This is a genomic window from Bradyrhizobium sp. 17 (assembly GCF_023073515.1).
GTDB lineage: Bacteria > Pseudomonadota > Alphaproteobacteria > Rhizobiales > Xanthobacteraceae > Bradyrhizobium > Bradyrhizobium canariense_D.
This window is the reverse complement of record NZ_JADPJQ010000113.1, coordinates 17,541-39,396: the sequence shown is the minus strand read 5'-3', so window position 1 is coordinate 39,396 and position 21,856 is coordinate 17,541. Positions and strand designations below refer to the sequence as shown.

Genomic DNA, 21,856 nt, shown 5'->3' with positions numbered 1-21,856 from the left:
GGGCCATCCACTATGGCGCAGCTTCTCCGTATCCAACCGACGCCTCTGGAATACTGGGTCGCCCGGTCAAGCCGGGCGACGACAAGAGGAGAAAGCGTACTAAACCGATTAATGCACAGCCGAGGCCGCGCGCTTGGCGGCAACCGGCTTCGGCGCAGGCTTCGCGTTGGCCTGCGGGGCGCTGTCCCAGCCGCCGTTCGGGGCCGCAACATTGACGGCGTCGTCGGGCTGCGGTTCGGCGCTGAAGGTCTGGATCGCGAGCTTGGCGGCGGCGAGCGATTGCGGGTCGAGCCGCTTGGCGACGTCGTCGCGCTTGCCGGCCGCGTCCGCATCGCCCTGGGCGGCGGCGAGCGTGAACCATTTATAGGACTCGGCGAGGTTCTGCTCGACCCCGATGCCGCGGGCATAGAGGATGCCGAGGTTGAACTGGCTGTCGGCGACGCCGCGGTCGGCGGCCTTCCGGAACCACAGTGCCGCGCTCTTGTAATTGGCTCCGCGTCCGCCGCCATCGGCGTCGAGCACCGCGAGATTGTGCATCGCCTTGGCGTTGCCGCGCTCGGCCGCCTGCGTGTAGTAGCGGCGGGCGATGTCGGCGTCCTTCTTCACGCCAAGACCCTTTTCGTAGAGTGTCCCGAGGCGGAAGGTTGCGGGCACGACGCCGGCCTGCGCCGCACGGTCGTACCATTTGGCGGCTTCGTCGTAATTCGCGGCCACGCCCTTGCCCTCGGCAAAGCGCACGCCGATCTCGTAGGCCGCGGTCGCATCGCCCTTCATCGCGGCGGTGCGCAAGCCGGGGCCACCGATGCCGTCAGGCAGCTTTTCGGTCGGCGGCACCTGGATCATCGCGAGTTTCGCGCGGCTCGTGCCCGACAGCGCGCCGGTGACGTCGCTCGACGCCGCAGGCGGGGTTGGCGCCGCGGTTTGCGGGATTTCGACCGAAGCGGTGCCGCTCGGGCTCGTCACGGACCCCGGCGCGGCATTGTTCTGCGACTGCTTTCCGATCGGCGTCGGCGAGGTCATCGAGGGCGTGACCTGCTCTGGCGCGGCGGGCTTGTTCTCAATGGACGGCAGGGCTCGCGGCGCGGGCTCGCTCGACGTATTCTCCATCGCCTGCGGCGCTGGCGACGAGCTGCTGCCATCGAGCAGGTTCATCGCCATCTTGAAGGTGCCGAGCACGATCACGACCACGCTCGCGCCGACCAGCAGCGAGCGGATCTTCGAGGTGATGGTCGACCCGCCTTCCTGGCCCTTGTCCTTGGCGCGACCGGCAGACGCCTTGGCGGCCCGGCCGGTTTTCTCGGGTGGCTGCGCGGCGGCGGCTTGCGCTGCGCGGCGCGCGGCAGCGATGAAGCTCGACGACGACACCGGCTCCTTGGGCGCGGCCGGGATTTCGCTGATTGCGCTTTCGGACGCAGCGATGCGCTCGGACGGCGTGGCGATGCGTGCACCCGGCCTTGTGCCCGGCTCGAGCGGATGATCCGGCGGCAGTTCGGGCGCAAGCGCGGCGCGCGTGGGCGCGGTATGCGGCTCCAGGATTTCGCTGATCGCGCGTGGCGGAACCGGCGGTGCCATCGGCATCGGCGGCGGCGCCGCCGGCGCGGCGGCTTGGAATTCGCGCGGCGCGGCGGCGAAGGCGGCGTGCGCCGCCTGCGCGGCGGCTGGATTGGGCAGCTCGGGCTTCGGATCGTATTTCGGGTGCTGCTGTTGCTGCGGCCGCGGCTCGTGCGCCATCGGCGCGGGCGCCATGGGAGCGGCCATCGGCATCGGCATCGGCTGCGCCGCAGGGGCGGGCGGCGCGGTGCGCACATTGCGAAGATCGCCCTCGATCATCGAGAGACGATCGACGACGTGGCCAAGGGCGTTGTGGACGGCCTCCAGCGAATCCTGGGTGGTCCGGTTGGTCTCGGCCTGGCTGAAGCGGATGTCGGAGAGCTCGCGCTTGACGAGATCGACCATGCCGGAATCGGCGGGCGGCGCGGAGTTGCGGCTCTCGGCCAGCGCGGAATAGGTCGCCTGCTGCCGCTCCAGGTGGCGCAGGATGTCGTGCAGCCCGTCCTCGACGCGGCTGAAATTGCCGTTGCGCGGATCGGAGGCGGCCTCGAGCCGCTCCAGCAGATACGAGACCCGCTGTTCAAGATGAGCGAAGGTCGAAGCCGAGTCGTTGCCGACCTGCATGCGATCGAAACGGTCAGACAGGGCGCGGATCGCGATTTCGAGCTGCTCGCTGCTCTCGGATGGTTGAGGGCGCTCGCGCGTTTCCAGAGCGGCGGTGAGCGCCGCGATGCGCTGTTCCAGCACCGCAAAACTGTCGCCTTGGCCGGACGCACGGGTGACCTGGTCGACCTTGGACGACAGCAGCTGCACGTCGTCCGAGAGCCGTGCCAGCGCTTCGTTGGAGGCAACGTTGGAGACGATGCCACGCAGCGCCGAGATCGCGCCTTCGAGCTGGCGGACCGTCGACGGATCGTCATTGGCGCGCAGGATCAGATCGAGCTTGGCGCCGAGATTGCGGATCGCCTCGTCATAGCCGGTGAGCTGCTCGGCCGGCGTCAGCGTGCGGAGCACCTGCTTGATCTCGGACAGCGCGTGCTCGATGCCGGACAGGACCTGACCGTCGGTGCCGTTGGAGCGGGTCTCGTCGATGCGCCGATGCAGCGAGCGGATCTCGTTCTCGATCGATTCGATCGCGCGGCGCGGCATCGCCTCGGTGATGGCGTTGCGGATCTCCGCAAGCTCGCTGCGGAACGTGTTGATCGCCTGCTCGGTATTGTCAGGGCGCTGCAGCGATTCGATCTGGCTCGTGATCTTGAGCAGATGGCGCTCAAGCGCAGAGAAATCCGGCCCCGGCTGGGGTGGCGGCGGAGCATAGGCAGGCGCGGGCGGCGCCATCGGGGGCGCGTAAGGAGCTGCCGCGGGCGCGATCGGCGGCGCGGCGCGCGGCGGCATCTGCCTGGGCGTAAAGCCGTCGAGCTCGCTCTGCCGTGCGGTGATCTCGGCCACCGCGACGTCGAACGAAGCGGGGCTCAGGGGCGGTGAGTTGCGATAGACCTGTGCTGCCGCGCGCTCGACCGCATCGGCCTGGCGCTGGCGCGTTTCAACGGGGGCCTGTCGTGGTGCCGGAGCCTGCTGCGGCTTTGAGATTTGCGACAGCCTTGCATCGAGCCGCGAGATCGCGTCGTTGAGCTGGCGCGCAACGCCCTGCTCGCGCGAAACGTCTTGTCGCGGAGTATCTTGTCGCGAAGAATCTTGCCGCGGCGCGGGCTTTGAAATCCGCTCGATCTGCTGGGTGATGGCGTCGAGCCGCTGGTGGATGTCGGCAACTTCGCGGCTTTCCTGGCTCGGTACTTGAGTCGGTACCTGGCTCGGGACGTTCTGGGCTTGCGGACGCTGGTCGTAAAGTCCGCGAAAGTTTGGCGGGGCGGTCTCGCCGAGCGTGGAGTTCAGCCAATCGTTGAGTGACATGCCGGCGCGACGCGCAGCAGCTTCGGCCCGCTCCCGGACGGATGGATCGATGCCGTCAACACTCCACGATACGCGCGAATTCATGACTCTGTCCGGTTCCGACTCCGGCGCCCCATCCGGCGCCTCCAGTCTTCCCTCGCGTGCCGGTTGCAAAGACAATCGGATTTGGCGCGGGTCGTCTGCCTCGAAAACCGACTTTTGTCTGTTACGGTAAATAACGGGTTAAGGAACCCGTTGACGGTGTCTTAAAGTTGGGCGGCGGGGTGCGACACCCACCGCTGTCATGCCCCGCGAAAGCGGGGCATCCAGTACCCGCAGCCTCTCGATTCCAGCCGCGCAGCCTCTGGAATACTGGATCGCCCGCCCCCGTGCGCAATTGCGCACAAGGCGGGCGATGACAGCGGAATAATACGCAACGGCACGTCATGGCGTCTGGCCAGCCCCTCAGCCCTTGCCCTCGCGCTTGCCATCCTCCAGCGGCACCACGGTGCCGCTTGCGCTCATCGCCGACAGGGCCTCGAGCGCCTCTTCGCAGAAATCGGCCACCATCTGCTCGTGCCGGGCGCCGAGCTGAAGCAGCAGCAGGTTACCGAGGTCGAGCACGCCGGACGCCGCCCCTTCCGGGAAGCGCTTCTTCAGGATGCGCTCGTAGTTCTCGTGGCGATCGCGGTGGTGCTCGAGCCGGGCCATCAGGTCGGTGCGCATGGGCTCGAGGCCGATGCTGTCGAGCGCATGCAACCGCACCAGGAGATCGTCCTTGATGGAAGGGGGCGTGCTTGGCCGCGCGGCCCAGTGCCGCAGCGCTGTTCGGCCCTCCGGAGTCAGCGTATAGATCAGTTTATTGGGTTTGCCGGTTTGCACGACCTCGCGGCCCTGGATGTAGCCGCGGTCGCGCAGCTTGGAGAGCTCGCGGTAGATCTGCTGGTGGTCGGCCTTCCAGAAGAAGCCGATCGAGGAATCGAATGTCTTGGCGAGCTCGTAGCCCGTCATCGGACGTTCCGTCAGGCAAGCGAGGATTGCGTCGCCCAAAGCCATGACCCGGTCCTCCTGTTGTCGATCTTAACCAATTGGCTTGACTTTATGCGCATCGGCGCATATGCGTCAATGTGCATATGAGGCGACCCGATAACGAGGGCAAAAACCGCCCCGAAAACCCCAATGGAGTCAACCTTCGCGCTACTGTGCATGGGGTTGTTTTCGCGTTTTTTGCCCGAGCCTTTTAGGGAGGCACCTGAATGACCGGCCTCGAGTCCTGGTACGGCTACATGAAGTCGCATGACCGGGCAGCGCTCTGGGACCTGCTCCATCCCGACGCCGTCTTCGAAAGCCCTGTCGTGCACGCGCCGCAGCGCGGCCGCGACATCACCTTCAAATATCTGGCCAGCGCTGAGAAGGTGCTTGGCGGTCCCGGCTTCAGCTATGTCGGTGAATGGAAGAGTGAGAGCGGCGCCGTGCTCGAATTCAAGACCATGATCGACGGCATCGAGATCAACGGCGTCGACATCATCAGCTTCGACGGCGAGGGGCGCATCACGCATTTCAAGGTGATGGTGCGGCCGCTGAAGGCGATCAACATGCTGCATCGCCTGATGGCGGAACAGCTTGCCGCCACTCAATCCTAAGCCAATACCGTCACTTCAAGGCCTGCCGGGAGACCACCATGCCGATCTACAAAGCCCCCGTCGAAGACGTGAACTTCCTGCTCAACGACGTCTTCCAGATCGACCGCTACGACAATCTGGCCGGCTTCTCCGACGCGTCGAGCGACGTGCGCGAAGCCATTCTCGGCGAAGCTGCCAAGCTCGCCGAAGAAGTGCTGCAGCCGCTCAATCGCGTGGGCGATCTCGAAGGCTGCAAGCGCGCCGATGACGGTAGCGTCACCACGCCGACGGGATTCAAGGAGGCGTTCAAGCAGGTCGCCGAGGGCGGCTGGCTCGGCCTGTCGGCACCAACCGAGTTCGGCGGCCAGGGTCTGCCGGTGACGCTGAGCCAGGCGGTCAACGAATTCCAGATCTCCGCCAACATGGCGTTCTCGATGTATGGCGGCCTCACCATGGGCGCGACCGCGGCGCTGATCGTCCACGGCACGCCGGAGCAGAAGCAGACCTACGTGCCGAAGATGGTGGCGGGCGAGTGGACCGGCACCATGAACCTGACCGAGCCGCATTGCGGCACCGATCTCGGCATGCTCCGCACCAAGGCGGTGCGGCAGGCCGACGGCAGCTTCAAGATCACGGGCACCAAGATCTTCATCTCGGCCGGCGAGCATGACCTCGCGCCCAACATCATCCACCTCGTGCTTGCCCGCATTGAGGGCGCGCCCGCCGGCATCAAGGGCGTGTCGCTGTTCGTGGTGCCGAAATTCCTGGTCAATGCCGATGGTTCGGTCGGCGCACGCAACGGCGTGGTCTGCGGCTCGATCGAGCACAAGATGGGCATTCACGGCAATTCCACCTGCGTGATGAACTACGACAACGCCACCGGCTGGCTGATCGGCGAAGAGAACAAGGGCATGCAGGGCATGTTCGTGATGATGAACGAGGCCCGCCTCGGCGTCGCCGTGCAGGGTCTCGCGCAGTCGGAAGTGGCCTATCAGAACGCGGTCGCCTATGCGCGGGATCGCATCCAGGGCCGTTCGCTCACCGGTGCCAAGGCGCCGGACAAGCCGGCCGATCCGATCATCGTCCATCCCGACGTGCGCCGCACGCTGCTGTCGATCCGCGCCTTCAACGAGGCCGCGCGCGCCTTCGTGATGTGGACCGCGCTGAAGAGCGACGTCGCCCATCGCTCCGAGGATCCCAAGGACCGCCAGGCCGCCGATGATCACATGGGCCTGATGACGCCGGTGCTGAAGGGCTTTCTCACCGATTACGGCTTCGCCAACGCGGTGCAGGCGCAGCAGATGTATGGCGGCCACGGCTATATCGCCGAGCAGGGCATGGAGCAGTTCGTGCGCGATGCCCGCATCGCCATGATCTACGAAGGCGCCAACGGCATCCAGGCGCTCGACCTCGTCGGCCGCAAGCTGCCGCGCGACGGCGGCCGCGCCATCATGGCGTTCTTCGGCGAGGTCATGGCCTTCGCCAAGGAGAACGGCGGCGACGAGGCGATGAAGCCCTACATCACTCCGCTCTCGGCCTCGCTCGGCCATCTCCAGCAGGCCACCACCTGGCTGATGCAGAACGCGATGGCCAAGCCCGACAATGCCGGTGCCGCCGCAACCGATTACCTCAATCTCTTCGGCTTCGTCGCGCTCGGCTATATGTGGGCGAAGATGGCGAAGGTGACGCAAGCCAAGATTGCCGAGAGCGGTGCGACGCCCTATCTCTCGACCAAGCTCGTCACCGGCCGTTTTTTCATGGAGCGGATGCTGCCGGAGACCGCCGCCAATCTCGCGCGCATCCAGGCCGGCTGCGCCACCATCATGGAACTGCCGGCGGAAGCGTTCTGAAGCCGCTTTCGCTGCGACCGGATCACGACCACAAGATCATCACATCAGGAGGGCGTCATGCCTGAGGCATTCATCTACGACCACGTCCGCACCCCGCGCGGCCGCGGCAAGGCGGACGGCGCGCTGCACGAAGTCACCGCGCTCGCGCTCGCGACCGTGCCGCTCAAGGCGCTGAAGGACCGCAACAACCTCCCCGAAGATTCCGTCGATGACGTCATTCTCGGCGTGGTCGATCCGGTCGGCGAAGCCGGCTCCGACATCGCGCGCTTTGCCGCGCTGAAGGCGGGCCTCGGCGAAGCGGTGCCGGGCGTCCAGATCAGCCGCTTCTGCGCCTCCGGCCTCGATGCCGTGAATTTTGCCGCAGCCCAGGTGATGAGCGGCCAGCACGAGCTCGTGATCGGCGGCGGCGCCGAATCGATGAGCCGCGTCGGCATCGGCGCTTCCGGCGGCGCCTGGCCGATGGACCCCTCGATGGCAGTGCCGGCCTATTTCATGCCGCAGGGTGTCTCGGCCGATCTGATCGCGACCAAATACGGCTTCTCGCGTGACGACGTCGACGCCTATGCGGTGCAGAGCCAGCAGCGTGCGGCGAAGTCCTGGGAAGAAGGCCGCTTTGACAAGTCGGTCGTCCCGGTGAAGGACATCAACGGCCTCACCATCCTCGCCAAGGACGAGCATATGCGTCCTTCGACGACGATGCAGTCGCTGGCGCAGCTGCAGCCGGCGTTCACGATGATGGCGCAGATGGGCGGCTTCGATGGCGTCGCGGTGCAGTCGCATCCGGAAATCGAACGCGTCAATTACGTGCACCACGCCGGCAATTCGTCGGGCATTGTCGATGGTGCCGGCGCCGTTTTGCTCGGCAGCAAGGAAGCCGGCGGCAAGTACGGACTGAAGCCGCGTGCAAGGATCCGCGCATTCGCCAATATCGGCTCGGAGCCCGCGATGATGCTGACCGGTCCGGTTGATGTCACCGAAAAGCTGTTCGCGCGCTCGGGCATGAAGAAGTCGGACATCGACCTGTTCGAGCTCAACGAGGCCTTCGCCTCGGTTGTGCTGCGCTACATCCAGGCCTTCGACATCGACAACGCCAAGATCAACGTCAATGGCGGTGCGATCGCGCTCGGCCATCCGCTCGGCGCGACCGGTGCCATGATCCTCGGGACGGTGCTCGACGAGCTCGAGCGCACCAACAAGGCGACCGCACTGGTGACGCTGTGCATCGGCGGCGGCATGGGCACCGCGACCATCATCGAACGCGTCTAAGGGCAGGGAGCAACCAGCATGGCTTACAAGAACTTCAAGGTTGAGACCGATTCCGACGGCATCGCGCTCGTGACCTGGGACATCCCGGGCCGTTCGATGAACGTGCTCGACGAGACATCGACCAGCGAGCTCGACGCGATCGTCAAGGCGACCACGGCCGACGCCGTGGTGAAGGGGGTCGTCATCACCTCCGCCAAGGAGGCGTTCTGCGCGGGTGCCGATCTTTCCATGCTCGAGGGCATGAATCAGGCCTACGCAAAAGTGTTTGGGGAGCAGGGCGAGACGGCCGCGAACCAGATGCTGTTCGAGCAGAGCCGGCGCTTCTCGCAGGTGCTGCGCTCGATCGAAACCTCCGGCAAGCCGTGGGCGGCGGCGATCAACGGCCTCGCGCTCGGCGGCGGTTTCGAGATTACGCTGTGCTGCCACTATCGCGTGGCGGCGGAGAATCCCAAGACCCGCCTCGGTCTGCCCGAGGTCAAGGTCGGCCTGTTCCCGGGCGCCGGCGGCACGCAGCGCGTGCCGCGCCTGGTGCCGCCGCAGGACGCGATGACGATCCTGCTCAAGGGCGATCCGGTCACGATCGAGAAAGCCAAGGCGCTGAATCTGATCCACGCCATCGTTCCCGCCGCCGACCTCGTCAAGGCGGCAAAGGACTGGATCAAGGGCGGCGGCAAGGCTGTTGCGCCCTGGGACGAGAAGGGCTTCAAGCTGCCGGGCGGTCCGGTGTTCTCCAAGGCCGGCATGATGATGTTCCCGGCCGGCAACGCGATCTATCGCCGCGAGACCTACGACAATTATCCGGCCGCACGCGCGATCATGAGCTGCGTCTACGAGGGCCTGCAGCTGCCGATCGACGCCGCGCTCCGTGTCGAGTCGCGCTACTTCACCTCGGTGCTGCGCTCGAAGGAAGCGGCTGCGATGATCCGCAGCCTGTTCCTGTCGATGCAGGAGCTCAACAAGGGCGCGCGCCGTCCGAAGGATGTGCCGCCGACCAAGGTGAAGAAGATCGCCGTGATCGGCGCCGGCTTCATGGGCGCGAGCGTCGGCTATGTCTCAGCCCGTGCCGGTCTCGACGTCGTCCTGATCGATCGCGACCAGGAGAGCGCCGACAAGGGCAAGGCGCATGCGCAAAAGGTGATCGAGGAGCAGATCAAGAAGGGCCGCGCCAAGCCCGGCGACGCAGAAGCGCTGCTCGCGCGCATCACGGCGACCGCGGACTATTCCGCGCTCAAGGACGTCGATCTCGTCATCGAGGCCGTGTTCGAGGACCGCAAGGTCAAGGCTGATACCTTTGCCAAGGCGCAGGAGCACATGAAGCCGGACGTGATCTTCGCGTCCAACACCTCGACGCTTCCGATCACCTCGCTGGCGGAATCCTTCAAGGACCAAGGCAGGTTCGTCGGCATCCACTTCTTCTCGCCGGTCGAGAAGATGATGCTGGTCGAGATCATCCAGGGCAAGAACACCGGCGATCTCGCGATCGCGACCGCGCTCGACTACGTCCGGCAGATCGGCAAGACGCCGATCGTCGTCAACGACTCCAGAGGCTTCTTCGCCAATCGCTGCGTCGGCCGCTACGTCGCCGAGGGCAACGAGATGTTCCTCGAGGGCGTGCCGCCGGCGATGATCGAGAACTGCGCCAAGATGGCCGGCATGCCGGTCGGCCCGCTCTCGCTGTCGGACGAGGTCGCGCTCGACCTCGGGCTCAAGATCATGAAGGCGACGGAAGCCGATCTCGGCCCCAACGCCATCAATCCCGATCAGAAGAAGCTGATGGTGGAAATGGTCGAGAAGCAGGGCCGTCTGGGCCGCAAGAACAGCAAGGGCTTCTACGACTACCCCGAGAAGGGCAAGGGACAGAAGAGCCTGTGGCCCGGCTTGTCCGCGCTGCAGCCCAAGCAGCTCGACCCAGATACCCTCGACGTCGAGGAGTTGAAGCAGCGCTTCCTGGTAGTGCAGGCGGTGGAGGCCGCGCGCACCGTTGAGGACCACGTCATCACCGATCCGCGCGAAGCGGATGTCGGCTCGATCCTCGGCTTCGGCTTTGCGCCGTTCACCGGTGGCACGCTGTCCTACATCGACTTCATGGGTCCCAAGAAGTTCGTCGAACTCTGCCACAAGCTGGAGGCGAAATACGGATCGCGCTTCACCCCGCCGAAATTGCTCGAAGAGATGGCGGCGAAGGGCGAGACCTTCTACGGCCGCTTCGCGCCAAAGAAGGCGGCGGCGTGATTCTCTGAACCGTAGCCGGGATGAAAAATACGAAAGGCCGGATTCTCGATCCGGCCTTTCGCATGTGTGCCTCAGGCAGCCTGGATCAGCCCTTCCTTCTTCATCGCTTCCTGCACCTGCGGCCGCGCCGCGACGCGGGTCTTGTACGCGGCAAGGTTCGGCATCGCCGAGAGGTCGAACTTCATCCGGTCGCCCCAGGTCAGCATCGTGAAGAGATAACCGTCGGCCACCGTGAACTGCTTGCCCATGAGGTAGTCGCGGCCGGCGAGCTGGCTGTCGATGTATTTCAGCTTGCCCATGACGCGGTCCTTGAAGAAGGCCTTGGCCTCGTCGTTCAGCGTCGGCGCGAACATCGGGCCGAAGCTCTTGTGGACCTCCGAGGTGAGGAAGTTCAGCCATTCGAGCAGCTTGTAGCGCTCGGCGCTGCCGTGGGCCGGCGCCAGCGCCTTGGCTGAGGCCTGATCGGCGATCATCTGGACAATCACCGGGCCTTCGGTCACGATCTCTCCGCTATCGAGGCCCAGCGCAGGGACCTGGCCCTTGGGGTTCAGCTTCAGATAATCCTCACCGTTTTCGAGCTTCTTGGCCCGAATATCGACCTTGACCAGTTCATAGGGCAGGCCGGCTTCCAGGAGCGCGATATGGGGGGACAGCGAGCACGCACCGGGCGAATAGTACAATTTCATGGAATTTCCTCCTCTTGTTGCTTGGTTCAGGCGAAAGAACGACTACATGCATCTGCTTGAAATAGTCAAGATTGATGCAGGTGCATCGAATAGGGTAAGAGACGGGCGACGAGCTTGAGCGGGACCATGAAACGCAAACCATCGACCGAGGCGACTTCCGCCTGGATCCGCTTGATGCGGGTGCAGAGCCGTGTGCTCAATTGCGTCGAGCAGGACCTGAAGAAGGCCGGCTTCCCGCCGCTCGCATGGTATGACGCGCTGCTCGAACTGTCACGGGCGCCCTCGGGCGAGCTCCGGCCGGTCGAACTCGAACGGCAGATGCTGATCCCGCAATATTCGACATCGCGGCTGATCGACCGCCTGGTCGACGAAGGCCTCGCCTCGCGGCGTGAATGCAAGATCGACAAGCGCGGCCAGTTCGTGGAGATCACGGAAGCCGGCCGCGAATTGCAGAAGCGGATGTGGGGCGCCTATTCGGCCGCGATCGAGAAATATGTCGGTTCGAAGCTGTCCGATGCGGATGCCGTGAAGCTCAGCGGTCTGCTCGACCGTCTGGGCTGCTCGTGCGGCGAGATGAAACTGCCGCCTGCCCACGTCAACGAAACCACGCCGTTGCGATGATCGCGCGGCAAACCAGCTCGTCCGTGCAGCCGGTGGCTGCGCGGACCATCCCTGTCACCCACGCGCGTTCGATCGAAGCGCTTTTGATTAGAGTCTGATATGGCGCGAGACCAGATCGATATGACGCCGCTGCAATCGCGCGACGAACTCGTCGCGTGGTTCGAGGCTGGTTGCAAGGACCCGTCCGAATTCCGCATGGGCACCGAGCACGAGAAGACGCCGTTCACGCTCGAAGGCCACCGTCCGGTGCCCTACGAGGGCGCGCGCGGTATCGGCGCGCTGCTCGAAGGCATGAAACTCCTGCTCGGCTGGGAGCCGATCATGGAGAAGGGCAACATCATCGGCCTCTACGACGTCACTGGCGGCGGCGCGATCTCGCTCGAGCCTGGCGGGCAGTTCGAACTCTCGGGTGCCCCCGTCGAGAACGTGCACCAGACCCAGAGTGAGCTGATGGCGCATCTGGCGCAGGTGCGCGAGATCGCAACGCCGCTCGGCATCGGCTTCCTCGGCCTCGGCATGACGCCGTCCTGGTCGCGCGCCGACATCCCGGTGATGCCCAAGGGCCGCTACAAGATCATGACCAATTACATGCCGAAGGTCGGCCAGTACGGCCTCGACATGATGTACCGGACCTGCACGGTACAGACCAATCTCGACTTCTCCTCCGAAGCGGACATGGTCAAGAAGCTGCGTGTCTCGCTCGCGCTCCAGCCGGCCGCAACCGCCTTGTTCGCCAATTCGCCGTTTACCGAGGGCAAGCCAAACGGCTTTCTCTCCTTCCGGTCCGAGATCTGGCGCGACACCGACAACGCGCGCGCCGGCATGATGCCGTGGGCATTCGAGGACGGCATGGGCTTCGAGCGCTATGTCGACTACGCGCTCGACGTGCCCATGTATTTCGTCAAGCGCGACGAGGACTACATCGACGTCTCGGGCTCCTCGTTCCGCGCCTTCTTCGATGGCCGCAACAACAATTTGCCCGGGGAACGCCCGACGCTGTCGGACTGGGCCAACCATCTTTCGACGATTTTCCCGGAGGTGCGGCTCAAGCGCTATCTCGAGATGCGCGGCTCCGACGGTGGCCCGTGGGGCCGTCTGCCGGCGCTATCGGCGTTCTGGGCCGGGTTGCTCTACGACGATGTGTCGCTGGATGCCGCCTGGGACCTCGTGAAGCACTGGACCGCGCATGAGCGTCAGGCGCTGCGCGACGACGTGCCACGCTTCGGGTTCAAGTCGCGAATCAAGGACCGCTATCTGTTCGAGATCGCCAAGGAGTGCCTCGTTCTGGCGCATGCCGGCTTGCGCCGGCGCGGCCGGATCGACCAGCTTGGCCGCGACGAGACCAGGCATCTGGAGCCGCTCGATCGCATTATCGATTCCGGCCGCACGCCGGCTGAGGAGATGCTCGACAAGTTCAACGGTCCCTGGAACCGCTCGGTGGAACCGGCCTACGCGGAATACGCGTTCTAGACCCAAGGCAAAACGATCGGACTCGGGCCGTTCATCGCCCGTACAGGTTTGCGGCGATCAAATGGCCAGCTGAAAAACCCGAGCGTCGTCAATAACTCGAAAGCTGTTCCGATGGGGAAGGGCCGCCTGGCCGTCATGGCAAGCGTCCTGGCAGGCGTCGTAGCCTGCGCCGCGTTGCTTTCGCTCGTGTTTGCGAGCTGGCCTGCGCGCGCCCAGACGGCGTTCGACCGGCCAGGCGGAGATTATTTCAGCTCTCCGGTCACGTCGGGCGATCCCGAGGATTGCGCGCTGCTGTGCGAGCGCGACCGCCGTTGCCGCTCGTGGAGCTTCAACTATCCTGACATCGAAGGCGGCTCGGCGGTGTGCTGGCTGAAGAACACGGTGCCTGCGCGCGTGCCGGGAAGCTGCTGCATCTCCGGCGTGCGCGGCGCCGGTGTGATCGAGCCGCGTGTCGAAGGCGTGGAGACCTCCATCGACCGCCCCGGCGGCGATTTGCGCAATTTCGAGATGAAGGACGGCGAAGGCGAAGAAGCCTGCAAGGCCGTCTGCACCGCCGACAACAAATGCCGCGCCTTCACCTATGCCCGCCCGGGCTACACGGGACGCGAAGCGCGCTGTTTCCTGAAAAAGGAGATCAAGCCGCCGCGGCGGAAGGCGGGATTCACGTCGGGCGTGGTGAGATAGCTCGGATCATTCCGGCGCAATCACCGTAAGCTCGGGCCACAACGCCCTCCATCTCGCGGCCTTTACCGCGTAATTCGCTGCGGAGAAATTCGGGCTTGGATTGGGGCGTGCAATCAAGCCCGCCACGTCATCGAAGCCGTGCGGCGCATAAACGTGGAAACCGTCGTCCGAGCGCCGCACGCCCACTTGCGTGTTCTGTGTGAGGAAACGGTCGATACCGTCAGTCGAGCACGACAGCGGCGGATAGGGCAGGCCGTGCTTGGCCGGGTACCACAGATGCACGCGTGCCTGGTTGCGGGTCTCGATCTTGACGCCGAGATGATCGAGGCGCGCTTGCAGCTTGCGGATCACGACGTCCTCCGCGTCCCAGGAGGTGTCAGGGTCGAAGTAGAAGACGTCGTAATCGGCAATGCCGTAATCGATCGCACGGCCGGTGAGCACGTTCCAAACCGATTGCACGAGACATCCCGAGACCAGCCACGCATCGGGCAGCGCGAGCTGGTGGAGCTCATCGAGAATCGCGACGTTAATCGGGTTCTTTAGCGCCAGCGCGAGGAAGCGGGCCTCATCCATGACAGTCGTCACGCGCTCACGCGTGCATCATAATCCGCTCGCGCCGCCTTCGAAGCCAGCGCGCGCCAACGCCGCCGCAGCAGCGACTCCACGATCGCGCGCTTTGCCTTGGACAGGCGGATCAGCACTATCGGATAATCGGCGTAGTGATCGGTGAAGTAGAAGATTTTTGGCTGGCTCTCGACCAGCATCGCGCGCTCGTCGACCGGGACGTCCGGCATCACCAGGCTGTCGCCATCTTCCTTCAGACGCGCCAGCATCTTCTTGCGCACCTTTAGTGCGGGCGTGCCGTAGGAGGTACCGTCCTCGACCTCCGGCCACGTCAGTGCGAATTTTCTGACGTCGTCGAAGGTCATGAGATCGGTTCAATGCACGGCGGTGAAAAACCGCGCCATGCGAAATCCGGACAGCCAGGTCCACACCGGCTGGCCCCGGATACCGAGATCCCAGGATCCGAGCACGGCGTCTGCGCGGCCGACCAGATTGTCGATCGGCAACATGCCGACGCCGCCGGAGCGCAAGGGCACGCGGCTGTCGGCGGAATTGTCGCGGTTGTCGCCGAGCACGAAGAGATGGCCTGCCGGCACCGTCACTTCCTGCGTGTTGTCGAGCGGACCGTTGTCACGCATCTTGAAGATCAGATGCGAGACGCCGTTCGGCAGCGTCTCGACATAGCGATAGGCGGGTTCGCTGCCGCCATTGTCGTCCTCGGCGGCACCAACGCCGTCCGGCTTCAACTCGGCGGGGCGATCGTTGACGAAGAGCTGGCCCTGGCGCAGCTGGATGCGGTCGCCGGGCAGGCCCACGACGCGCTTGACCCAGGCCTGCGAGCGGTCGCCGGGCCAGCGGAAGACCACGACGTCGCCCTGCTTCGGCGTTTCCGCGAAGACGCGGCCGCTCTCGGGCAGGTTGATCTGGATCGGCAGCGACGAGGTGCCGTAGCCGTAGGGGAATTTCGAGGCGATCAAGGCGTCGCCGATCAACAGCGTCGGCTCCATCGAGCCCGACGGCACGTAGAACGGCTCGGCCAGCGCACCCTTGGCGATGAACACCGCCGCGACGATGCCGGCGAGCTGCACCAGCTGGCCGCCCCAGCCGCTGCTCTTCCGCTTGGTGGTGACAGTTATCTTCTCGACGCTCATCCGCCTGTTCCACCCACCGTAATGCGTTCCATCAACAGCGACGGCTGGCCGACGCCGACCGGCACGCCCTGACCGTTCTTGCCGCAGGTGCCGATGCCGGTATCGAGCGCGAGGTCGTTGCCGATCATGCGGATGCGATGCAGGTCGGTCGGCCCGTTGCCGATCAGCATGGCGCCCTTCAGGGGCGCACCGATCTTGCCGTTCTCGATCTTGTAAGCCTCGGTGCACTGAAACACGTATTTGCCCGAGGTGATATCCACCTGGCCGCCGCCGAAATTCGCGGCGAAGACGCCGTTCTTCACCGACGCGAGGATCTCGGCCGGATCGCGGTCGCCCGCCAGCATGTAGGTGTTGGTCATGCGCGGCATCGGCACGTGGGCATAGCCCTGGCGGCGGCCGTTGCCGGTCGGCTTCATGTTCATCAGGCGGGCGTTCTGACGGTCCTGCATGTAGCCGACCAGGACGCCGTCCTCGATCAGCACGGTGCGGTTGGTCGGCGTTCCCTCATCGTCGATCGACAGCGAGCCGCGGCGCGAGGCAATCGTGCCGTCGTCGACCACGGTCACGCCCTTGGCCGCGACCTGCTGGCCCATCAGGCCGGCAAACGCGGACGTCTTCTTGCGGTTGAAGTCACCTTCGAGGCCATGGCCAACCGCCTCATGCAGCATCACGCCGGGCCAGCCGGCCCCGAGCACGACGTCCATCTCGCCGGCGGGGGCGGGAATCGATTCCAGGTTGACCAGAGCCTCACGCAACGCGCCGTCGGCGGCGTCGCGCCAGTTCTTGCTTTCGATGAATTCGGCGTAGCCGGCGCGGCCGCCATAGCCCTTGCTGCCGCTCTCCTGGCGGTCGCCCTGACCGGCGACGACGGAGACGTTGACGCGCACGAGCGGGCGGATGTCGCGATAGCTCTCGCCGTCGGGCCGCAGGATCTCGACCACCTGCCAGGTCGCGCCCAGGCTGACGCTGACCTGCCGCACCCGCGGATCCTTGTCGCGCAGATAAGCGTCGATCTCGGCGAGCAGTTTGACCTTGGTCTCGAAGCCGGGGGCATCGAGCGGATTGTCGTCACTATAAAGCCGCACGTTGGTATGCGCAGGAGGCGCGGCGAAGCTGCCGGAATAACCGCCGCGCACGGCCGCGACCGCGTCCGCAGCGCGAATCAGCGCCGGCAGCGACACGTCGGAGGAATGCGCGTAGCCGACGGCGTCGTCCTTGACGGCGCGCAGGCCAAAACCCTGCGAGGTATCGTAGGTCGCCTGCTTCAGCCGGCCATTGTCGAACATCAGCGCTTCGGTCTGGCTGTATTCCAGGAACAATTCGCCGTCGTCGGCACCGGCAAGCCCGCGCGCGAGCTCGTTGCGAACCTGATCGCGGTCGAGATTGGCGCGGTCGAGCAGGGAGGTTGTGGCAGGGTTGGTCATGCGTCCGTCCATTATCGGGGGATGTGAGGCAAGATAATGGTTTCCCGGCACTTCCGCGAGGGCGCCAAGTCTCACATTACGGAAACAATAGGATTCGCGGGCCTAACCGCCCTTCGCACTACGGCAGCTTGTCATAGCCCTCGCCGAGCCCGTTCAGGCTGAGCGGGAAGCCGATGCCTTCTTCCGGGGTCTCGAAGATGATGAAGGTCGCGGTCTTGGCAGTGCGGAGCTGGCCGAGCAGCTTGTCGTCCATGACGACCTCGGCGACGCAGCCATTGGGCAGGCAGCGGACAAAGCCGGCACGGCCTACGTCCTGGTTGTCGAGCTTGAGGCCGAGGCCGGAGGGCAGGAGAACGCCGAGGGGGGCGACCACCCGCATCAGGCGGCTCTTCTGGTCGGCGGTCTTGAGAACGATCACGGTCAGGCCGGCGTTGGAGCGGTCTTCGGCCACCACGCTCTGGATCAGGGCGCATTGCTCGGACTGGGCGCCCGGCGGGGTGTCGCAGCGGATCTGCCAGTCGCCATGGACGGAGCGCACCGCGCCCTGCGCATGGGCGAGGCCCGGAAGCGCCAGGACGACGACCGCCGCCAGCAGAGCGGCCAGCATCGTGAGGCTGCCAGCCTGGCTTTTAGCCCGCCTTGCCATGGATCTCGAAAACCCCATCGGGTCGGTCCCTCTGCTCGCCTGGGTCGCTCGCGTCAGGCGGACTGATACGGGAATGACGGCGTCTTGAAGGCGATTCGCAAGCAAATTCCACGCCGCCCCGGCCGCAATCGCCCGCACGAATCAGGTTCCTGTGCGGCTGTGCGCCAAGTGCCTACCGCGGGCAATTCCGCTGTCAAGCGGCAGCATCCCGGGAAATGGTATTTTTGTCTGATGTTACTAGGAAATATCTTGCGGGTGATGGCTGACAGACGAGGCTCAAGACTGCATTGCGATAGATCAAGAATTATGGTTTGAGAGGCTTGATTTCGGCGTTCTAGCGATCTGGCCCCAATTCCTCTTAGAGGTATTCTTGCGCGGCGGTTTGTCAGACGGGGGGATCGAATAAAGCGTTTCCCGAAAATAGGGGAATGCACTTGGGGTGATTTCGTTAGGGGAGCGCGAACGGCATGAAGATGTCGATGGGCCCGGTGGGCCGGCACTTGCTGGGATTGGCCGTGGCGGGTCTGACGCTGGCGACGGGCGGTGCGGCATTTGCCGAGCTGGGGCAGCCGGCTGCGTGGGAGTGGACGCTTCAGCAGTCCGGGTCCCCGGTGATGGACAACATCGTCTGGTTCCATAATTTCCTGTTCGTGCTGATCACGCTGATCACGCTGTTCGTTCTGGCGCTGCTCGTGATCGTTGTCGTGAAGTTCAACGCGAGAGCCAATCCGGTGCCGTCGCGGACCACGCACAACACGCTGATCGAGGTGGCGTGGACGCTCGTGCCGGTGTTGATCCTGGTCGGCATTTCGGTGCCGTCGTTCCGCCTCCTGTTCCTCGAGCTCGACGTGCCGAAGGCGGATCTGACCATCAAGGCGACCGGCAAGCAGTGGTACTGGTCCTACGCCTATCCTGATAACGGCAAGTTCGAGTTCGACTCGCTGATGGCCCAGGACAAGCAGCCCCGTCTGCTGGGCGTCGACAATGAGATGGTGGTGCCCGTCAACAAGGTGGTTCGGGTTCAGGTGACCGGGGCCGACGTGATTCATGCCTTTGCGCTGCCGGCCTTCGGCGTCAAGATCGACGCCATTCCGGGCCGGCTCAACGAAACCTGGTTCAAGGCCACCAAGACCGGCATGTTCTACGGCCAGTGCTCGGAATTGTGCGGCAAGGACCACGCCTTCATGCCGATCGCGATCCGTGTGGTGAGCGACCAGGAGTTCGCCTCCTGGGTCGAGACCGCGAAGAAGAAATATGCGAGCGGCGGCACCAGCACCTACGCCTCCACGGCCGGCCCGACGCAGTGAGCGCCGGGCGCAGGGTTCGAGGAAACTGAAAGCGACATAAGGCGGGACCTCCAGAGGTCCGATCGGGACGCAAGGCAGGATTAGAAAATGGCAACGAGCGCAGCGGCACACGGCGATCACGCGCAAGACCACGGACATGACGAGCACGCCCATCCGACCGGATGGCGGCGCTACGTCTATTCGACCAACCACAAGGACATCGGCACGATGTACCTGATCTTCGCGGTCATCGCCGGCGTCATCGGCGCCGCGATGTCGATCGCGATCCGTGCCGAGCTGATGTATCCGGGCGTGCAGATCTTCCACGAGACGCACACCTACAATGTGTTCGTGACCTCCCATGGTCTGATCATGATCTTCTTCATGGTCATGCCCGCGATGATTGGCGGCTTCGGCAACTGGTTCGTGCCGCTCATGATCGGCGCGCCCGACATGGCGTTCCCGCGCATGAACAACATCTCGTTCTGGCTGCTGCCGGCCTCGTTCGCGCTGTTGCTGATGTCGACCTTCGTCGAGGGCGAGCCGGGCGCCAACGGCGTCGGCGCCGGCTGGACCATGTACGCGCCGCTGTCGAGCTCGGGCCATCCGGGCCCGGCGGTGGACTTCGCGATCCTGTCGCTGCATCTGGCGGGCGCTTCCTCGATCCTGGGCGCCATCAATTTCATCACCACGATCTTCAACATGCGCGCGCCGGGCATGACCCTGCACAAGATGCCGCTGTTTGTGTGGTCGATCCTGGTGACGGTGTTCCTGCTGCTGTTGTCGCTGCCGGTGCTCGCCGGTGCGATCACGATGCTGCTCACTGACCGCAATTTCGGCACGACGTTCTTCAATCCGGAAGGCGGCGGCGATCCCGTGCTGTTCCAGCATCTGTTCTGGTTCTTCGGTCACCCCGAAGTGTACATCCTGATCCTGCCCGCCTTCGGCATGGTCAGCCAGATCGTCTCGACCTTCTCGCGCAAGCCCGTGTTCGGCTATCTCGGCATGGCCTACGCCATGGTCGCGATCGGCGGCATCGGCTTCGTGGTGTGGGCGCACCACATGTACACGGTCGGCATGTCCTCGGCGACGCAGGCCTATTTCGTCGCCGCCACGATGGTCATCGCGGTCCCGACCGGCGTGAAGATCTTCTCGTGGATCGCCACGATGTGGGGCGGCTCGATCGAGTTCCGCGCGCCGATGATCTGGGCGGTGGGATTCATCTTCCTGTTCACCGTCGGCGGCGTCACCGGCGTGGTGCTGGCGAATGCCGGCGTCGACCGCGTGCTCCAGGAGACCTACTACGTGGTCGCGCACTTCCACTACGTGCTGTCGCTCGGTGCGGTGTTCGGAATCTTCGCCGGCTGGTACTACTGGTTCCCGAAGATGTCCGGCTACATGTACAATGAAGGGCTCGCCAAGGCGCACTTCTGGGTCACCTTCATCGGCGTGAACCTGGTGTTCTTCCCGCAGCACTTCCTCGGTCTGTCGGGCATGCCTCGCCGCTATGTCGATTATCCCGACGCGTTCGCGGGCTGGAACCTGGTCTCGTCGGTCGGCTCCTATATCTCCGGCTTCGGCGTGCTGATCTTCCTCTACTGCGTGATCGACGCCTTCGCGAAGAAGGTGCCGGCTGGCGACAATCCGTGGGGTGCAGGTGCGACCACGCTGGAATGGACGCTGCCCTCGCCGCCGCCCTTCCACCAGTTCGAAGTGCTGCCCCGCGTGCAGTAAGCCAATGCTCGCGGCGCCCGTGACGGGCGCCGCGGCTCGACAACCAAGCGAGTCAGTCTAGTGTCCGTCCTCGACCACAACGCCATCGACATCAATCCCCGCATCTCCGAAGCGGAGGTTGGCGATTACATCGCGCTCCTGAAGCCGCGGGTGATGTCGCTGGTGATCTTCACCGCGCTGGTCGGAATGGCGATGGCGCCCGGGCATTTCCACCCGGTGCTGGCCATCACCTCGCTGCTCTGCATCGCGGTCGGCGCCGGCGCGTCCGGCGCGCTCAACATGGCGCTCGAAGGCGACATCGATGCCAAGATGTCGCGCACGGCGAACCGGCCGATTCCGCGCGGCCGCATCACCCGTCCCGAGGCGATGACCTTCGGCATGACGCTCGCCTTCTTCTCGGTGATGACGCTCGGCATCCTGGTCAACTGGATCGCGGGCGCGCTGCTCGCCTTCACCATCTTCTTCTACGTCGTGATCTACACAATCGGCCTGAAGCGCTGGACCGCGCAGAACATCGTGATCGGCGGTGCCGCCGGCGCACTGCCGCCGGTGGTGGCCTGGGCCGCGGTCACAGGCACGGTCGACGTCGAGCCGCTACTGCTGTTCGCCATCATCTTCTTCTGGACGCCGCCGCACTTCTGGGCGCTGGCGCTGTTCCGCTCCGACGATTACGCGCGCGCCGGCATTCCGATGCTGCCCAACGTCGCCGGCCCCGACGCGACCCGGCTTCAGATCCTGCTCTACACCATCGTGCTGATCGCGGTCGCGGCCGCGCCCTGGGCGCTCGGCTACTTCGACGCCATCTACGGCATCGTCTCGCTGATCCTCGGCGCCGGCATGCTGGGGTTCGCCATCAACGTCTATGTCCGTCGCGAGCGCAGCCAATCGCTGCGGGCGACCCGCAAGCTGTTCGCGTTCTCCATCCTTTATCTGTTCGCGCTGTTTGCGACCTTGCTGGCCGAGGTCGTGTTCCGGGCGCTTGCGCCGATGGTAGGGGGCGCATGATCACAGGGATGGCCGACAAACCCGAGATAGACGGAATCGTCCTCACCGAGGCGCAGAAGAAGAGCCGTCGTCAGCGCTCGATCGCGATCGCACTCGCGCTCGGCGTGCTCGTAGTGCTGTTCTTCGCCGTGACCATGGTCAAGGGGCCGGCCGTGCTCGTCCGGCCGATGTAGG

Annotated in this window: 19 protein-coding genes; 11 read left to right on the top strand and 8 right to left on the bottom strand. The window is 64.9% G+C overall.

Features of this window, described 5'->3' with window-relative positions:
• Positions 1–108: 108 nt before the first annotated feature.
• Both IVB13_RS22850 and IVB13_RS22845 read right to left on the bottom strand, forming a co-directional pair.
• A complete protein-coding gene (locus IVB13_RS22850) occupies positions 109–3,546 on the bottom strand; it encodes a tetratricopeptide repeat protein (RefSeq protein WP_247490652.1) in 3,438 nt (1,145 codons plus the stop codon).
• Positions 3,547–3,906: 360 nt separating this feature from the next.
• Positions 3,907–4,497 (bottom strand): PadR family transcriptional regulator, encoded by a 591-nt coding sequence (locus tag IVB13_RS22845; RefSeq protein WP_018460020.1) that lies wholly within the window; start codon positions 4,495–4,497, stop codon positions 3,907–3,909.
• Positions 4,498–4,697: 200 nt separating this feature from the next.
• On the opposite strand from IVB13_RS22845, the gene IVB13_RS22840 reads away from it, so the two are divergent.
• From IVB13_RS22840 to IVB13_RS22825, 4 genes are read left to right on the top strand one after another with little or no spacing between them, the layout of a single operon-like run.
• Positions 4,698–5,084 (top strand): nuclear transport factor 2 family protein, encoded by a 387-nt coding sequence (locus IVB13_RS22840; protein ID WP_018460019.1) that lies wholly within the window; start codon positions 4,698–4,700, stop codon positions 5,082–5,084.
• 38 nt (positions 5,085–5,122) lie between these two features.
• Complete coding sequence (locus IVB13_RS22835; RefSeq protein ID WP_018460018.1) at positions 5,123–6,913, top strand: acyl-CoA dehydrogenase C-terminal domain-containing protein; 1,791 nt, start codon at positions 5,123–5,125, stop codon at positions 6,911–6,913.
• Between the two features lie 57 nt (positions 6,914–6,970).
• Positions 6,971–8,179 carry an acetyl-CoA C-acetyltransferase gene (locus IVB13_RS22830; protein WP_018460017.1) on the top strand — a complete coding sequence of 403 codons (1,209 nt, stop codon included), beginning with the start codon at positions 6,971–6,973 and terminating at the stop codon, positions 8,177–8,179.
• Positions 8,180–8,197: 18 nt separating this feature from the next.
• Positions 8,198–10,411 carry an FAD-dependent oxidoreductase gene (locus tag IVB13_RS22825; protein WP_085351979.1) on the top strand — a complete coding sequence of 738 codons (2,214 nt, stop codon included), beginning with the start codon at positions 8,198–8,200 and terminating at the stop codon, positions 10,409–10,411.
• 71 nt (positions 10,412–10,482) lie between these two features.
• On the opposite strand, the gene gstA is transcribed toward IVB13_RS22825, so the two are convergent.
• Positions 10,483–11,097 (bottom strand): glutathione transferase GstA, encoded by a 615-nt coding sequence (gstA, locus tag IVB13_RS22820; RefSeq protein ID WP_018460015.1) that lies wholly within the window; start codon positions 11,095–11,097, stop codon positions 10,483–10,485.
• Between the two features lie 126 nt (positions 11,098–11,223).
• Here gstA and IVB13_RS22815 point away from each other — a divergent pair, with 126 nt between their 5' ends.
• From IVB13_RS22815 to IVB13_RS22805, 3 genes are all read left to right on the top strand, one after another.
• Positions 11,224–11,718, top strand: a complete 495-nt coding sequence (locus IVB13_RS22815) for a MarR family winged helix-turn-helix transcriptional regulator (RefSeq protein WP_007599417.1) — start codon at positions 11,224–11,226, stop codon at positions 11,716–11,718.
• Between the two features lie 99 nt (positions 11,719–11,817).
• Complete coding sequence (locus IVB13_RS22810) at positions 11,818–13,188, top strand: glutamate--cysteine ligase (RefSeq protein ID WP_018460014.1); 1,371 nt, start codon at positions 11,818–11,820, stop codon at positions 13,186–13,188.
• A 111-nt stretch (positions 13,189–13,299) separates the two neighbouring features.
• Positions 13,300–13,872, top strand: coding sequence for a PAN domain-containing protein (locus IVB13_RS22805; RefSeq protein ID WP_018460013.1), 573 nt, complete (start codon positions 13,300–13,302; stop codon positions 13,870–13,872).
• Positions 13,873–13,878: 6 nt separating this feature from the next.
• On the opposite strand, the gene IVB13_RS22800 is transcribed toward IVB13_RS22805, so the two are convergent.
• The 5 genes from IVB13_RS22800 to IVB13_RS22780 all read right to left on the bottom strand — a co-directional run bounded on the left by IVB13_RS22800 (position 13,879) and on the right by IVB13_RS22780 (position 17,675).
• Entirely contained in the window at positions 13,879–14,445 is a 567-nt protein-coding gene (locus IVB13_RS22800; protein WP_018460012.1) for a nucleotidyltransferase family protein, read from the bottom strand.
• 8 nt (positions 14,446–14,453) lie between these two features.
• A complete protein-coding gene (locus IVB13_RS22795; RefSeq protein WP_018460011.1) occupies positions 14,454–14,801 on the bottom strand; it encodes an MmcQ/YjbR family DNA-binding protein in 348 nt (115 codons plus the stop codon).
• Positions 14,802–14,810: 9 nt separating this feature from the next.
• On the bottom strand, positions 14,811–15,587 hold the full coding sequence (gene lepB / locus IVB13_RS22790; RefSeq protein WP_018460010.1) for a signal peptidase I: 777 nt from the start codon (positions 15,585–15,587) through the stop codon (positions 14,811–14,813).
• On the bottom strand, positions 15,584–17,011 hold the full coding sequence (gene tldD / locus IVB13_RS22785; protein ID WP_026233924.1) for a metalloprotease TldD: 1,428 nt from the start codon (positions 17,009–17,011) through the stop codon (positions 15,584–15,586). Before tldD ends, lepB begins: the two co-directional genes overlap by 4 nt.
• A gap of 118 nt (positions 17,012–17,129) precedes the next feature.
• Entirely contained in the window at positions 17,130–17,675 is a 546-nt protein-coding gene (locus IVB13_RS22780) for an invasion associated locus B family protein (RefSeq protein WP_026233923.1), read from the bottom strand.
• Between the two features lie 449 nt (positions 17,676–18,124).
• On the opposite strand from IVB13_RS22780, the gene coxB reads away from it, so the two are divergent.
• The 4 genes from coxB to IVB13_RS22760 all read left to right on the top strand — a co-directional run bounded on the left by coxB (position 18,125) and on the right by IVB13_RS22760 (position 21,855).
• Entirely contained in the window at positions 18,125–18,964 is an 840-nt protein-coding gene (coxB, locus tag IVB13_RS22775) for a cytochrome c oxidase subunit II (RefSeq protein ID WP_018460007.1), read from the top strand.
• An 87-nt stretch (positions 18,965–19,051) separates the two neighbouring features.
• A complete protein-coding gene (gene ctaD / locus IVB13_RS22770; RefSeq protein WP_007605061.1) occupies positions 19,052–20,677 on the top strand; it encodes a cytochrome c oxidase subunit I in 1,626 nt (541 codons plus the stop codon).
• A 60-nt stretch (positions 20,678–20,737) separates the two neighbouring features.
• Positions 20,738–21,682 (top strand): heme o synthase, encoded by a 945-nt coding sequence (locus tag IVB13_RS22765; protein ID WP_018460006.1) that lies wholly within the window; start codon positions 20,738–20,740, stop codon positions 21,680–21,682.
• A complete protein-coding gene (locus tag IVB13_RS22760) occupies positions 21,679–21,855 on the top strand; it encodes a hypothetical protein (protein WP_026233922.1) in 177 nt (58 codons plus the stop codon). Before IVB13_RS22765 ends, IVB13_RS22760 begins: the two co-directional genes overlap by 4 nt.
• The last annotated feature ends 1 nt before the right edge of the window (position 21,856 follow it).

What these genes read in the sequence shown, in the direction of transcription:
- IVB13_RS22850 (WP_247490652.1), bottom strand. Translation starts at nt 3,546, where the DNA reads ATGAATTCGCGCGTATCGTGGAGTGTTGACGGCATCGATCCATCCGTC.
- IVB13_RS22845 (WP_018460020.1), bottom strand. Translation starts at nt 4,497, where the DNA reads ATGGCTTTGGGCGACGCAATCCTCGCTTGCCTGACGGAACGTCCGATG.
- IVB13_RS22840 (WP_018460019.1), top strand. Translation starts at nt 4,698, where the DNA reads ATGACCGGCCTCGAGTCCTGGTACGGCTACATGAAGTCGCATGACCGG.
- IVB13_RS22835 (WP_018460018.1), top strand. Translation starts at nt 5,123, where the DNA reads ATGCCGATCTACAAAGCCCCCGTCGAAGACGTGAACTTCCTGCTCAAC.
- IVB13_RS22830 (WP_018460017.1), top strand. Translation starts at nt 6,971, where the DNA reads ATGCCTGAGGCATTCATCTACGACCACGTCCGCACCCCGCGCGGCCGC.
- IVB13_RS22825 (WP_085351979.1), top strand. Translation starts at nt 8,198, where the DNA reads ATGGCTTACAAGAACTTCAAGGTTGAGACCGATTCCGACGGCATCGCG.
- gstA (WP_018460015.1), bottom strand. Translation starts at nt 11,097, where the DNA reads ATGAAATTGTACTATTCGCCCGGTGCGTGCTCGCTGTCCCCCCATATC.
- IVB13_RS22815 (WP_007599417.1), top strand. Translation starts at nt 11,224, where the DNA reads ATGAAACGCAAACCATCGACCGAGGCGACTTCCGCCTGGATCCGCTTG.
- IVB13_RS22810 (WP_018460014.1), top strand. Translation starts at nt 11,818, where the DNA reads ATGGCGCGAGACCAGATCGATATGACGCCGCTGCAATCGCGCGACGAA.
- IVB13_RS22805 (WP_018460013.1), top strand. Translation starts at nt 13,300, where the DNA reads ATGGGGAAGGGCCGCCTGGCCGTCATGGCAAGCGTCCTGGCAGGCGTC.
- IVB13_RS22800 (WP_018460012.1), bottom strand. Translation starts at nt 14,445, where the DNA reads ATGGATGAGGCCCGCTTCCTCGCGCTGGCGCTAAAGAACCCGATTAAC.
- IVB13_RS22795 (WP_018460011.1), bottom strand. Translation starts at nt 14,801, where the DNA reads ATGACCTTCGACGACGTCAGAAAATTCGCACTGACGTGGCCGGAGGTC.
- lepB (WP_018460010.1), bottom strand. Translation starts at nt 15,587, where the DNA reads ATGAGCGTCGAGAAGATAACTGTCACCACCAAGCGGAAGAGCAGCGGC.
- tldD (WP_026233924.1), bottom strand. Translation starts at nt 17,011, where the DNA reads ATGACCAACCCTGCCACAACCTCCCTGCTCGACCGCGCCAATCTCGAC.
- IVB13_RS22780 (WP_026233923.1), bottom strand. Translation starts at nt 17,675, where the DNA reads ATGGGGTTTTCGAGATCCATGGCAAGGCGGGCTAAAAGCCAGGCTGGC.
- coxB (WP_018460007.1), top strand. Translation starts at nt 18,125, where the DNA reads ATGAAGATGTCGATGGGCCCGGTGGGCCGGCACTTGCTGGGATTGGCC.
- ctaD (WP_007605061.1), top strand. Translation starts at nt 19,052, where the DNA reads ATGGCAACGAGCGCAGCGGCACACGGCGATCACGCGCAAGACCACGGA.
- IVB13_RS22760 (WP_026233922.1), top strand. Translation starts at nt 21,679, where the DNA reads ATGATCACAGGGATGGCCGACAAACCCGAGATAGACGGAATCGTCCTC.